The following is a 13,668-nucleotide window of genomic DNA, read 5'->3' as shown; positions in this document are numbered from 1 at the left end:
GATGCCTGGCACCGACCCCGCACCCCCACGCCCGAAGACGCTCTGGATCGCACGTCTGGAGTACAGCTTCCATTCCTGGCGCGAGCGCCGAGCGCGACGTCGGGGCAACCGCGCCACCGTCGCGGCTTTCCCCGGCTACGCCGGCCCTGACTGGGTGCGCGTGCTCGGGCGGGTGCTCATCGTTCCGGCGGTGCGCACCGACACCCGCGGCGAGTATGCCGGTGTGCGCGGCTGGCGCAGCTTCGCCAGCGTGCCGGTCGGCTTCGCCCAGGTGACGGTGGAGATCGACGGTGTGGAACACGAGGTCGTCGCCGATCGCGGGGGTGTCATCGACGCGACGCTGCCCGCCACGCTCGCCGCGGGATGGCAGCCGATCAGGATGTCCGTCGAAGGCTGCGATCCCATCGAATCTCGCGTGTTCGTCGTCGCGCCCGAGGTGCGCTTCGGCGTCGTCTCCGACGTCGACGACACCGTCATGGTCACCGCCCTCCCCCGCCCTTTCGTGGCGGCGTGGAACTCGTTCGTGCTCGACGAGCACGCCCGCCAGCCCGTCCCGGGCATGGCGGTGCTGCTCGAGCGCATCATGCGCGAGAACCCCGGCTCTCCCATGATCTACCTCTCCACCGGAGCCTGGAACGTCGCCCCCACCCTCATGCGATTCCTCCGCCGCCACGTCTTTCCGCCGGGGGCGATGCTGCTCACCGACTGGGGCCCTACGCATGACCGTTGGTTCCGCAGTGGCCGCCTGCACAAGCAGCAGAACCTCGACCGCCTGGCGCGGGAGTTCCCGCACATCAAGTGGCTCCTCATCGGCGACGACGGTCAGGCCGACGACGCGATCTACACCGCCTTCGCCGCGGCGCACCCGGACCGGGTGACCGCGGTCGCGATCCGGCGGCTCTCCCCCACCGAGGCCGTGCTCGCCGGCGGCCGCACGGTGGTCGACGACCACTCGGCGGCGGGGGTGCCCTGGGTGACCGACTCCGACGGCGCCGGCCTGCTCGACCGACTCAACGACGTCGGAGTGCTCAAGCCCGAGCCGCCCGCCTGAGGACGCCTGGCCGCGACTACCCTCTACCGCGCGCGGATGGCCTCCGAGAGCACACGCCCCTCGGCACCTGCGGGCGGCGCATAGCCGAGAAGCGCCGCGATGGTCGGTGCCACGTCGATGTGCCGCGGGTCGACCGGCACGCCGTTCGGGCGCACACCGGCTCCGGCGAGCACGAGCGGCACCTCGAGGTTGCGACTCGTCCCATGGAGTCCGGAAGCATCGGCAGGAGTGGCGCCCAGCGACCATCCCTCGACAGGCTCGATGACCAGCTCGCCGTATTTCGGCGACATCTTCAGTTCTCGTTGCTCCGACTTGTCGTACACAGCGGCGATGTGGGGCAGCGCCGACACGGCGCGGTCGATCCTGCTCGCGGCGACGGGGTCGGCCGCAGCCTCACCGATCAGATGCAGCGATCCGACCCCTCCCACGACGACGACGACATCGGTCTGCGGCTGAGGTGAGCGCCCGGCAGCGAGCATCTCCACGTCGTATCCGAGCGCCGATATCGCTGCGAGCAGTTCCTGCTGCATCCCCTGCGTGAACGTGCTCATTCCGTGGTCACCGGTGATCACGAAGGCCGTTCGCCCGTAGATGCCGGCATCCTTCACCGCTTGCACGAGTCGACCGATCTGCTCGTCGACGTCGGCGAGGGCTGCGGGCAGACCGGCGGCAGCGGAGCCGTCGGCGTGACCGAGCACGTCGAGGGTGTCGCAATACACCGCGATCAGGTCGGGGATCCCGCGGGCTCTGGTCATCTGCCCCCCACTGTCGACCGCTTCGCCCCGCAGCACGGCGACCGCATCGTCCGTTCGCTCGCTGCACGCGCCGCCGGGCTGGGTGTAGAGGCCATCCGGGTCGCCGTACGTGACGCCATAGCTCTGGAGGATGAACCATTGCGCAGACATGACCGTGCCGCCCTGTTCCCGGATCGCCTGAGCAATGGTCGGTACTGCGAGGTCGCGCTGCTGGCTGCGCGCGGTGCCCGTGTCCGCATCGAACCAGTAAGCGGTGTTGAGGTGACTGGCAGGCCATGCACCGGTCGCGATGGACGCCCAGGACGGGTTCGTGATGGAGGTCATGACCCCCGTCGACGTGGTGAGGCTGCCGCGCTTGGCGAGATGAGTCAGGTTCGGCATCTGCGCGTCCTCCAGGTACGCCGCGTCGAAGCCGTCGAGGGCGATCAGCACCACATGCTCAGCGGGCGGCGGGGGTGCCGCGCTGGCTTGGCCGCCGCTCAGTCCTGCCACGGTGACACCGGCGATGGCCAGCATCGAGAGGGAACGGGATCGGATGCGCATCGATCTGACTCCTGTACGTCTGCCGAGACACCGGGGGAACCGGATGGCCCGACCGTGACGTCCGTTGTGTCGGGGGTCAACCCGCTGCGGTCGGCGTGCAAGGAATCGCGATCGTTGCCGCGACGAGTGACGGGAAGCGCCACGCCCGACATCCACCGCACCCCATGGCGGTTCCTTGCGCAAGCACGGCCACGGGTGGCGATCCCTCTCAAAGCGTCCACCGGGCCTGGTCACCCGTGCGGCCTGGTCGGTTGGGTGCAGGAAGGCGATCGGCGACGAGGCGGAGTGTGGCGATGGTGGAACCAGCGGTCGGGACGAGCGGCGAACAGCGCGGTGTGAGCAGGCGGGGCTTCCTGGGGCTCTCAGCGGTCGGTCTGGGGGCAGGCATGGTCGCGGCCGATGCTGGCCTCTGGCCGGGTACTGCCGTCGGCGCATCACCGACCGGCGCAGGCGCCAGCCCCTTGAGGTTCGTGGTGCTGACAGACACACACGCCAACGACGAAGAAGCCGACAGGATGGCCAACCTCCGGCGGGTCTTCGCCGCCGTTGCCGCGGAGGACCCGCAGTTCGTTCTGCATTGCGGGGACATCACCGACTTCGGCGACGATTCGGGATTCGAGGCGTATCGCGCATCCATCCCGGCCGCGCTGTGGGATCGGATCCGTCATACCCCGGGGAACCACGAGATCCGCTGGGACGTCACGGCCAGGGAGCGGTTCCGCCGCTGGTTCGGGCCGACCAGCTACAGCTTCGATGTCGGCGGCGTGCACTTCCTGGCGCTCGACCCGACTCAACTCCTTCAGGAGCCCGGCCTGTTCGGCGATGACCTCGAAACGATCCGGCGCGACCTCGAGGGCGCGGGCGCGATGCCGAGCATCATGTTCCTGCACTACCCGCTGTCCGGGCGCAACCACTACGTCAACGATGCCGATGCGCTGCTGCGCACCATCGAGCCCTACCCGGTGCGTGGAATCTTCGCAGGTCACATCCATCGCAACGAAGTGGACCGCTTCAACGGGCTGACCCAGGTCGCGGCGATCAACACCCGCAGTGGTCCGTTCTACCTGCGCGTCACCGAGCGGGCCGACGGGCTGGCGCGGGTCCTGGTCGTGGACCAGGTCACCCTCGGAGCTTCGGATGCCGATGCGCCCACCGCTGATCTCCTCGCTGAGATCCCCCTGAACGCCGGACCGGGCGAGACGGCAGGACCGGTGCGCGCGGGAGCACGTATCGAGCACGACCGCGTCGCTCTCAGCGCCATCGCCGGCCCGGGAGCGGTGGACGTCTCCGCTCAGCTGTACGCGCAGGAGCTGTTCGGCGCTGTCGGCGACCGCGAATGGGTTCCCCTGAACCGCACCGGCGGGTCATGGAGCGGCGCCCTCGACGCGACCGCACTGCCGCCAGGGGTACATCGCATCAGGTTCCGAGCCGCTGATGCGAGCGGCGCGTTCTGGCACGAGACGGTCACGGTGGAGCGGCGCGGACGATCGATCTCGATGCCCAAGTGGGAACTCGCACTCGGCGGACAGATCCAGGGTGCGCTCGCCGCCTTCGGCACCACCGTCGTCGCCGCGTCCACGGCGGGGAACGTCACCGCCCTGCGCATCACCGGTGCTGCCCGGCACGTGATGTGGGAGCGCAACCTCGGAGCGGTCCACCGCGCAACGGCTTTCACCACGGATGGGTCCATGGTGATCGTGCCCTCGGCGGACCACACGCTGACCGCACTGGATGCCGCCCGCGGCACCACCCGCTGGCGAACGGACCTCAGCCGTCCCGTGATGTCCACGCCGGCGGTGTTCAACGTCGGCGGCGCTGACCGCGTCGTCGTCGCAGCCGGTGATCGCCTGTTCTGCCTCGACGCCCGAGGTGCGGTGCTGTGGGAGTCCGAGGTGCCACGACTCTCTGCTGGGCGCGCCGAGTCGGACGGCAGTCGCGTGTACGTGGGAGCGGGCGATGGGCGAGGCTACGCCTACGATCTCAATACCGGGGCCCCGTTATGGTCGGTGCTCACGAACACCAGGCCAGACACCTACCGGCAACTGATCTACGGCCCGTGGGACGACTGGATCGAGGTCCTTCCGACCGGAGCCGTGCTTTTCAGCACCGTGACGAACGCGATCGCCGTGGACCCCGTCACCGGCGCGGAGCGATGGCGCCTCGACGGAAGCTACATTTACGCACCGGGTGTCGCCCTTCCGGACGGAGGCCTGCTGCTGACGACGGAATGGGGCGTCGTGGATCTCATCGACCCGGCGACGGGAGTGAGGCTCTGGAGTGCACAGGCTGTGCCTCGGGCGGTGAACGCCGGACCGGTGCGAGACGTGCGGAGCGGGCGGGTGTGGCTCGTCGGCGTCGGCGGACAGCTCACCGCCATCGACCCGGCGACCGGCGAGGTCACGGTGGATCGCCAGCTGTTCACCGCGAACACCTTCTCGACGCCGGTCATCGTCGGCCGACAGCTCATCGTCGGGGCGCAGGACGGTGTGATCCGCGGCATCACGGTCTGAGCTCTGCGCGTACGTCGCCTGGCGCCGTCCTCGCCAATCCCGCACGCTTGACGGATTGCAGCGCGACCGCGACGTCGGCATGCTGCAGACCGGGCAGGCTGCCGACGGTGTCCGAGATGAACGTGTAGAGGGAGGCATCGGAGGGCAATGCGACCTCCCCGCACAGGTTGCGATCCCCCGTCGTCGCCGCCATCATCAGCACCGCAGGATGCTCCGCGAGGAGCTGTCCGGCGTGCCCGAGCTGCGTCGGGTTGACGTTGAGCGAGACGAAGGCGTTGACGGGCAGCCCGATCCGATCGGGTTCCACGACGGTGCGCATCCGCAGCGCGCCGGACGCCATCATCGTCTCGGTCCGCCGCCGCACCGTGACGGGGTTGGCGCCGCACAGCTCGGCGAGCCGCTGCCAGCCGAGACGTCCGTCGCGCGCGAGGAACCCCGCGATTCGCTCGTCGAGGGCGTCCGTCGTGGCCGTCCGATCCGGCAGCGGATCATGCCAGGGGTCCAACCGCTGACTGCGCAGCCGTTCGACGAGCTCGTCCGCCAGGAGAGCGGGCAACCAGCTGTGAGGAGTCGCGAACCGACGGATCACCTGGTTGCTCCAGACTGCGAGGACGCCGTCGAGGGCAGGCAGCTGTTCCATGGTGATCGCGAGGAGGTGCTCGTTCGTCGCGTAGCTGATCTCTGCGATGCAGTCGACGCTGCCGCTGAGAAGCTTCACCGAGCCGCACTCCGGCCAGGCGGCGAGGCTTTGCGCTGATCGGTAGGCCTCGCCCGGACGGCAACGGAGCCGGACGAACAGCGATCGGGTACGCCGCGTGGCTTCCCCATCGAGCACGCCGACGACCCGCACCGTTCCCTCGCCGAGCAATCTCGCCACGCGGCGAGAGACGGTCGCCTCCGAGCTGTAGACCACCTCGCTCACCTGCGCGTTGCTCGCACGGGGGAACGCCAGTAGCGCTCCAACGATGCGCTTATCGAGATCATCCACGGATGCACCTTTGACTCATGGATAGGGTGAGCAGGACATATATCTTGCAACGTAGTCGCAAATGTCGTCGATAGCCGTCATCCATCGCCAAGATCGGCGTAATCGTGCAGTGGCGATCTCCGCCGCTCACATCTGCTGCGGCGCCTGCGCCCGACACGAGAGTGACAGATATGACCCACACGTTCCGGCCGCGCACCGCGGCACCCCTCGCGGCCGTCGCCGCGCTTGCGCTGCTCGTCGGATGCTCCGGCGGACAGGATCAGGAACCGGCCGCCGAGCAGTCGGTCACGTTCTGGACTCCCCAGACCACGCCTGAGCGGCTCGCGGCGCAAGAGGCAGTTGCAGCCGCCTTCACGGAAGAGACCGGCATCGATGTCGATGTGGTTCCGATGGCGGGAGCTGACCAGGATCAGGCTCTGGTGACCGGCGCCGCGTCCGGGAACGTCCCCGACGTGATCCTCCACACCTCGACGCAGGCGGGCGCCTGGACGTCACAGGGCCTCCTCGATACCGGCGCGGCCTCTGCCGTCGTGGAGACGCTCGGCACAGAGACGTTCAACGAGCGCGCGATCGACGCGGTCACCCTTGAGGGCGAAATCTCCGCCGTTCCCAGCGACGGCTGGACCCACGTCATCGCCTACCGCGCCGACCTGCTCGACAGTGCCGGGGTGGAGGTCCCGACAAGCCTTTCCGAGCTGGCGGACGCCGCGACGGCGATCAAGGACAAGCTCGGCATTACGGGCCTCGCGTTCGGCACCCAGGCCGGCACCGCGTCGGCCACCGAGGGGATCCAGTCGCTGTTCCAGAGCGCCGGCTGCGAGCTGGTGGTCGACGGTGAGATCGCCATCGACTCCGCCGAGTGCACGGACGCAGCGGAAGAGTTCCTCGCCCTCCGCAACTCCTCCGTCGCCGGCGACTTCGATGTCACGAGCGCCCGCGCGACCTACATGAATGGCGACGCGGCGATGCTCCTGTTCTCGACGCACATCCTCGATGAGCTCGCAGGTCTCGACTCCGCGACGCCCGCCACCTGCCCGGAGTGCGCGGCGACCCCGACGTTCCTCGCTGACAACACCGAGTTCATCACCGTGCTCGATGAAGACCAGCCCGCGCAGTACGGCGCGATGCTCGCCTACGGCATCCCGACCGGCGCTAACGTCGAGGCAGCTCAGCGGTACATCGAGTACGTCATGAGCACCGGCTATGTCGACACGCTCGGCGTCGCCACCGAGGGCCGCATCCCGCTGCGAAACGGCACCGCCGAGGACCCGACCGCATTCGTGTCCGCATGGGGCGGCCTGGGCATCGGCCCCGGTCAGGAGATGACGTCGGTGGACCTGTACGGCGAGGACTTCACCACGGCTATCGAGCAGGGCATCAACGCGGTGTCACTGTGGGGCATGGGGACCGAGGACGCCACGCTTGCGGGCCTCGTCTCCAGTCAGGGCGTGCTCGCCGCGCAGATCGATCAGCTCTACGCGGGGACCCCCGCGGCGGACGTGACCGCCGCCATGCGCGCCGCCGTCGAAGAGGTCCAGGCCGGGCTGTGACCCAGGCCCCACCCGCAGTTCGTCCGACCCGGGGGCGGCAGCTCAGCCGCCCCCGGCGGGAGAACCGCAATGGATTGATCCTCACAGCGCCGACCCTGGTCGTCATCCTGTTCGCGTCGATCCTGCCGCTGCTGCTCGTCTTCGTCTTCGCGTTCAGCGAGATCAGACTCGTCGACATCCCCCGTCTCGGCACGCAGCCGATCGACTGGACGCTCGACAACTTCACCCGTGCTCTGCGCAATCCCTCGTTCTGGAATGCGCTGGGAACGACCTTGCTGTACGCGACCCTCACGATGGTCGGGTCGGTCACCGTGGGCCTGGTGCTCGCGCTGGCCATGCGCCGGCCGTTCCCCGGACGCGGGATCGTGCGCGCATTGCTGCTCGTCCCCTACGTTCTCCCCCTCATCGCTGCGGCAACCATCTGGCAGACCATGCTCAACCCGCAGTACGGGATCGTGAACGCCTTCGGGCGCGAGGTTCTCGGCTGGGACACCGCGATCGGATTCCTCAACACCGCGCGCTACGAGGTCTTCGGCGTCGAGCTTCCGCTGGCGCTGCTCGTCGTCGTGCTCTTTGAGATCTGGTCGTCTGCGCCGCTCGCGTTCCTCTTCATAACCGCACGTCTGCAGGGTGTCGCTCCCGGCATCGAGGAGGCCGCCGCGCTCGATGGCGCGAACGGCTTCCAGGTCATCACGCGGATCATCCTGCCCCAGCTCAAGGGCGTCATCCTGCTCCTCTGCCTGTTGCGCTTCATCTGGACATTCCAGAGCTTCAGTGAGATCTACCTGCTGACAGAGGGCGCAGGCGGCACCCAGGTCATGGCGCTGAAGGTCTACACCGAGCTCGTCACCCGCGCCGACATCGGCAGTGCCGCGGCCTATGGCCTGCTCATGTCGGTGGTCCTGGTGGCGCTCCTCGTCGTGTACGTGGCCCTATCGCGTAGGAAGGTGGACGTCGAATGAGCCGCCCCCGATCCCCGCTCGCTCCGAGTCGAGCCGCCATCACAGGGCGCTTCATCCTCATCGGGGTCGCGCTCGTGATATCGATCGGTCCCGTCGTGTACGGGTTCCTTCTTTCGCTGCGGCCGTACTCGGCCATCGTCCAGGCTCCGTTGGATCTGTTGCCGTCGTGGGACGAGCTGGATTTCAGCGCCTACTCGACGGCGATGCTCGATCAGTCGCAGGGCGGATTCGGACTCGGCCGCTTCGTGCTCAACTCGCTCGTGGTCGCCGCAGCCACGGTCGTGCTCTCGATCATCGTGTCGATCCTCGGCGCCTATGCCGCCGCGCGCCTGCGCTACCGCGGGCGCAACGTCGTCAACGCCATCATCCTGGGGATCTACCTGTTCCCCGGCATCGTGCTCTCCGTCCCCCTGTTCGTGCTGCTGGCACGGGCGGGGCTGACGGGCTCGCTCGTCGGCCTCTTCTTCGTGTACGTCGCAACGACGGTGCCGGTGTCCATCTACATGATGCGCAACTACTTCCTGGCGCTGCCGGAGAGCATCGAGGAAGCCGCCACCATCGACGGCGCCACCCTCCCCCAGATGCTGCGGAGCGTCGTGCTCCCGGTCGCCCTCCCGGGCGTCGTGGCAACGGCGATCTATGTGTTCATGATCGCGTGGAACGAGTACTTCTACGCCCTGCTCTTCCTGGTGCAGGACCGTGCACTGTGGACGGCACCACTGGGCATTTCGCAACTGGCCGACTTCAACGTGCCCGTTTCGGTGCTGCTGGCCGGATCCATAGCGGTCACGGTGCCGATCGTCATCCTCTTCTTCGTCGCGCAGCGGTACCTCGTCGACGGTCTGACCTCTGGAGCGGAGAAATGAGTCCGACCCCTCAGCGGATCGTCATCATCGGAGCGGGTGGTCGCGGTCGCGACGCATACGGCCGGTGGGTGATCGACCACCCTGAGCGCGCGCAGGTCGTCGCCGTTGCCGACACCGATGAGACGCGACGGCGCGCGCTGGCCACCGCCGCCGGCGGCGCGGTCGAGTACGGCGATTGGCGCGAGGTCATCCCCGACCTCGCTCGCCTCGAGGTGGACGGCGTAGTGATCGCCGTCCCCGACGCCATGCACGTCGATGTGGCCATCGCCGTCGCGGACGCCGACCTGCCCTTCCTCCTCGAGAAGCCGGCAGCGCCCACGCTCGTGGAGCTGGAACGCCTGGCGATCCATGCGGGCAAGGTCTCGGCTCGTCTCGCGATCGGACATGTGCTGCGCTTCACACCGTTCTGGCGCACGATCAAGCAGATCATCGATGCTGGCACACTCGGTCAGCTGATGACGATCGAGGTGAGAGAGAACATCGGCTTCTGGCACTTCGCGCATTCCTACGTGCGCGGCAACTGGCGCAACAGCGCGACGTCCAGTGCAATGGTCCTCGCCAAGACCTCGCACGACCTCGACCTCATCCGCTGGATTGCGGGTGGTCCTCCCGAAAGCGTGTACAGCATCGGAGGGCTGTCCTGGTTCCGACCCGAGAACGCGCCGAAGGGCGCCCCGGCCTTCTGTCTCGACGGATGCCCCGTGGCGGACACCTGCCCCTTCTTCGCCCCGCGCTATTACGTCGACGCTCTTGCCGGCGTTCACGGGCATCCGGTTCATCTGCTCGGGGACGACACGTCCGTGGCGGGTCGACTCAAGGCGCTGCGCACAGGCGACTACGGCCGCTGCGTCTTCCGCAGTGACAACGATGTGGCCGATCACCAGCAGACGACCATGCTCTATCCCGGCGGGCTGACAGCCACCCTGACCGCGTCGGCCTTCACCGCTGAGAACACGCGCGTGGTGGCCATCACGGGTTCAGCCGGGCAGCTCACAGGGCACATGGAGAGCGGTGAACTCGTGGTCGACTTGTTCTCACCGCGGGCGACCTTGCCGCCGGACGTCGTGTTAGCCCACCAGGAGACCACCGTGATGAAGCCGATGGGACACACGCGCCACGCATTGACCGTCGTCGTGCCGGGCGGGGACCTCGGGGATCATGCCGGGCACGCCGGGGGGGACGCGGGCTTCATGGCGGAGTTCGTCGACGCACTCGGGAACGGCACGGTCGGGGCGGGAGAACTGTCGTTCCACACCGCGATGGACAGCCACCTCATCGCCTTCGCGGCAGAGGAGTCACGGGTGAGCGGTGCACCGGTCAGTTTCGCCGCCTGGGTCGATGCGCTCGGTCTCGGCCTCACGGCTTCTTCAGCAGAGTGAGTCCTCACGCGATGACGGATGCCGGCGATCTCAGCGAGGCGCTGCGCGGCATCGTTCTGCGCATCGGCGGCGACGCCGAATGCGTACGCGTCGAGCGGGTCCCGGTGCGCCCTGGTAATGCGGCGACCGCGGAGTACGAGGCTGCCGGCGGCGTCCTGACCATCCGCGGCAGTGATGCGGTCGCGGCGGCAACCGCGCTGGCGCGGTATCTCCAGCATCACGGTCGTCGCATCACGTGGGAGTCGCCGCGCCTACAGCCGACGCTGGTCACCTGGCCAGATGCCCCTCTGATAACCCTGAGCACGCCGTTCCGGATCCGGTACCACCTCAACGTCGTCACCCACGCGTACTCGACCCCCTTCTGGCACTGGGACCGCTGGGAGCAGGAGCTCGACTGGATGGCGCTGCACGGCATCACCCACCCGTTCGTCCTCACGGCGTACGACGTCGTCCTCGAGGAGACGCTGGCTCGCTCGGGAGTGTCACGGGAGGAAGCGCGGGCGTGGGTGGGCAGCGCCGCCCACACGCCATGGATGTCGATGGGTGGAATGCATGACTTCGGCGGGCCGCTGCCCGCCGATTGGGCGCGGCGTCGGGTCGAGCTGGCCCGGCGGATCCTGACGCGGTGTCGTGAATTGGGCATGACCCCCGTGCTGCCGTTGACGGGCGGACACGTGCCGCGTTCACTTGCCGGCCCCGATGCGGACCAGATCGAGTGGCAGGGCTGGAGCACGCCGATGCTCGAGCCGTCTTCTGCGGAGTACGCCGATCTGGTCAGAACCTTCCTCGGCGTGCAGCGCGAGCTGCTCGGAGATCCGGGCGCTCAGCCCGTGATCGCCGTCGACCCATACATCGAATCACTTCCCCCGTCAGCCGAACCCGAGGCCTTGGCCGCAGCGGGCCGGGGTGTACACCGAGCAATCTCGAACGTGTACCCCGACGGGACCTGGCTGCTCCAAGGCTGGCCGTTCCACTACCACCGTGGCTTCTGGACCCCCAAACGCGTCGAAGCGTATCTCTCCGGAGTCCCGCACGATCGTCTCCTGCTGATCGATCTCTGGGGCGAGCACGCCCCCATGTGGCGAGGCGGCATGCACGGCCGGCGCTGGATCTGGACGGCGATACACAACTTTGGAGGAAGATTCGCTCTCTTCGGCGACCTCGCAGGGGTCGTTCGCGACGTGGGCGAGCTCACGCAGGAGCAGCCGGAAGGACTCGAGGGAATCGGGCTGGCGCCGGAGGCCATCGAGAACAACACCGTGTTCTACGAGCTCGTCACCGACCTCGCGTGGAACCAGGAAGGGTTCGAGCATTGGCTCGACGCATTCGCCGTGCAGCGCTATGGCCTCGACGATGCTCGGGCCAAGGAGGCATGGCGCCTTCTGTCCGAGACGCTGTATGCCCCCGGTCGGACGCGGTCGATCCCGTCACCGGTGTTCGCGCGTCCGTGGAGCGGTGGTGCTCCGTTCGCCACGCAGCGGCTGGCCGGCGAGGCACTGCCGCCGGAGCCGTCGCGCATGTCGGCCAACATCGATGCGGAGAACGACCCTGCGGTCCTCGGTGATCTGCCGCGCGTGTCTCGGGCGGCGCGGCTGCTGATCGACCTCGCCGGGGCGTCGCCGCCTTGCCCGGATGCGCTGGAACACGACCTCGTCGAGCTGGTCGGGCACGTGATCGCGCAGCGGACGCGCGTGCACATACGCGAGATCCTCGCGGCGTCCGCCCGTCATGACGCGGGCGGCATCCGCGCCCACGCCGCACGCCTGCGGAGCTCGTTGCTGGATCTGGACGCCCTGGCTGCCACCCGCGGCGAGTCGCGCGCGTCGACCTGGATCGACGCCGCGCGGTCGTGGGCGGACACCGCGGAGGAGGCAGACGTCCTGGAGCGCGACGCGCGCAGCCTGGTCTCCGTCTGGGGCCACCAGACCAGCGGGCTTCACGACTACTCCGGGCGCCACTGGTCCGGACTGATTCGCGACCTGTACCTGCCGCGGTGGGAAGCCTGGGCGCGGTGGCTTGCGGCAGCGGCTGAGAGCGGGACGGAGCCGCGCGTCGCGTCGCTGCGCGCCCAGATCGTCGACATCGAAGAGGCGTGGCGCAACGCCGTCGGCAGCGACGATGCGTCGTCAGTATCCCCTGTCGCCGTGGCGACGGCGGCGCTCGACAGGCTGGACGACTGACTCGCGTCGGAGGCCCCGCGTACGCTGGCTTTCATGTGTGGTCGCTTCGTCGTCGCCAATGTGGCATCCGAACTGGTCGGCGTCCTGCGCGTCGACGTGGAGGGCGATGTGCTGCCCCCACCGTCGTTCAACATCGCGCCCACGGCGCGGGCGGCGATCGTGCTCGACTCCGCCAAGACCGAGCCCGCCACGCGCCGACTCGAATCCGCCCGCTGGGGCCTCGTGCCCGGGTGGGCGAAGGATCCGTCGATCGGCTCCCGTGCGTTCAATGCCAGGGCAGAAGAGCTCGAAGACAAGCCGATGTTCCGGAACGCCCTCATCAAGCGCCGAGCCGTCGTGCCGGCATCCGGCTACTACGAGTGGAAGCAGGTCGACGGCGGCAAGGTGCCGCACTACATCCACCCTGCCGATGACGAGCCGATGTTCTTCGCCGGCCTCTACGAGTGGTGGAAGGACCCGGCCAAGGCGGACGATGACCCCGAGCGGTGGCTGCTGAGCTTCACGATCCTCACGCGCGACTCCATCGGGCACCTCGGTTCGATCCACGACCGCATGCCGCTGTTCATCGACGGTGACTTCGCCGACGCCTGGCTCGACACCGACACCGACGATCACAACGTCCGCGATCTGCTGGATGCCGCCATCGATGCCGCTCCCGCCCTCGCCGACACCCTGGAAGATCATCCGGTGTCCGCGGCGGTCGGCAACGTCCGGAACGACTCCCCCGCACTCATCGAACCGGTCGACTGACCCGCGGGGCGGTGGCGAGTGGGCGCGTAAGCGCCTTCTGGCGTTGCGCGTGTTCGGGCGCTCTCGGTTACGGCCGCTCTCGCGCACCCGATTGCGGCCGCTCTCGCGCCCGAGATGCGGACATCCGCCGAAAC

General features: G+C 68.4%; 10 protein-coding genes. 8 read left to right on the top strand and 2 right to left on the bottom strand.

Annotated elements, in window-relative coordinates; translation table 11 throughout:
• Position 1 precedes the first annotated feature (1 nt).
• Positions 2 to 1,051 carry an App1 family protein gene (locus tag NQ165_RS01830; protein ID WP_257530732.1) on the top strand — a complete coding sequence of 350 codons (1,050 nt, stop codon included), beginning with the start codon at positions 2 to 4 and terminating at the stop codon, positions 1,049 to 1,051.
• 23 nt (positions 1,052 to 1,074) lie between these two features.
• On the opposite strand, the gene NQ165_RS01825 is transcribed toward NQ165_RS01830, so the two are convergent.
• A complete protein-coding gene (locus tag NQ165_RS01825) occupies positions 1,075 to 2,349 on the bottom strand; it encodes an alkaline phosphatase family protein (protein WP_257530730.1) in 1,275 nt (424 codons plus the stop codon).
• Positions 2,350 to 2,822: 473 nt separating this feature from the next.
• On the opposite strand from NQ165_RS01825, the gene NQ165_RS01820 reads away from it, so the two are divergent.
• A complete protein-coding gene (locus tag NQ165_RS01820; protein WP_257530728.1) occupies positions 2,823 to 4,859 on the top strand; it encodes a PQQ-binding-like beta-propeller repeat protein in 2,037 nt (678 codons plus the stop codon).
• Here NQ165_RS01820 and NQ165_RS14630 read toward each other — a convergent pair.
• Complete coding sequence (locus NQ165_RS14630; protein ID WP_257530726.1) at positions 4,849 to 5,847, bottom strand: Lrp/AsnC family transcriptional regulator; 999 nt, start codon at positions 5,845 to 5,847, stop codon at positions 4,849 to 4,851. The genes NQ165_RS01820 and NQ165_RS14630 overlap by 11 nt on opposite strands.
• 170 nt (positions 5,848 to 6,017) lie before the next feature.
• Between NQ165_RS14630 and NQ165_RS01810 the strand changes: the two genes are divergently transcribed.
• From NQ165_RS01810 to NQ165_RS01785, 6 genes are all read left to right on the top strand, one after another.
• Positions 6,018 to 7,397 carry an ABC transporter substrate-binding protein gene (locus tag NQ165_RS01810; protein WP_257530725.1) on the top strand — a complete coding sequence of 460 codons (1,380 nt, stop codon included), beginning with the start codon at positions 6,018 to 6,020 and terminating at the stop codon, positions 7,395 to 7,397.
• A gap of 74 nt (positions 7,398 to 7,471) precedes the next feature.
• Complete coding sequence (locus NQ165_RS01805) at positions 7,472 to 8,359, top strand: carbohydrate ABC transporter permease (RefSeq protein WP_257530724.1); 888 nt, start codon at positions 7,472 to 7,474, stop codon at positions 8,357 to 8,359.
• Positions 8,356 to 9,225: a carbohydrate ABC transporter permease gene (locus NQ165_RS01800; protein WP_257530722.1), complete on the top strand. Its 870-nt coding sequence runs from the start codon at positions 8,356 to 8,358 to the stop codon at positions 9,223 to 9,225. The genes NQ165_RS01805 and NQ165_RS01800 overlap by 4 nt, the downstream gene beginning before the upstream one ends.
• On the top strand, positions 9,222 to 10,604 hold the full coding sequence (locus tag NQ165_RS01795; RefSeq protein ID WP_257530720.1) for a Gfo/Idh/MocA family protein: 1,383 nt from the start codon (positions 9,222 to 9,224) through the stop codon (positions 10,602 to 10,604). The genes NQ165_RS01800 and NQ165_RS01795 overlap by 4 nt, the downstream gene beginning before the upstream one ends.
• Before the next feature lie 11 nt (positions 10,605 to 10,615).
• Complete coding sequence (locus NQ165_RS01790) at positions 10,616 to 12,784, top strand: alpha-N-acetylglucosaminidase (RefSeq protein WP_257530718.1); 2,169 nt, start codon at positions 10,616 to 10,618, stop codon at positions 12,782 to 12,784.
• Between the two features lie 33 nt (positions 12,785 to 12,817).
• Entirely contained in the window at positions 12,818 to 13,534 is a 717-nt protein-coding gene (locus tag NQ165_RS01785) for an SOS response-associated peptidase (RefSeq protein ID WP_257530716.1), read from the top strand.
• Positions 13,535 to 13,668: the final 134 nt, after the last annotated feature.

Origin of the sequence: Microbacterium sp. zg.Y1084 (assembly GCF_024623595.1) — a bacterium.
In the GTDB taxonomy this organism is placed as follows: domain Bacteria; phylum Actinomycetota; class Actinomycetes; order Actinomycetales; family Microbacteriaceae; genus Microbacterium; species Microbacterium wangruii.
Note: the sequence above shows the minus strand (reverse complement) of the source record. Positions and strands in the feature narration are given on the sequence as shown.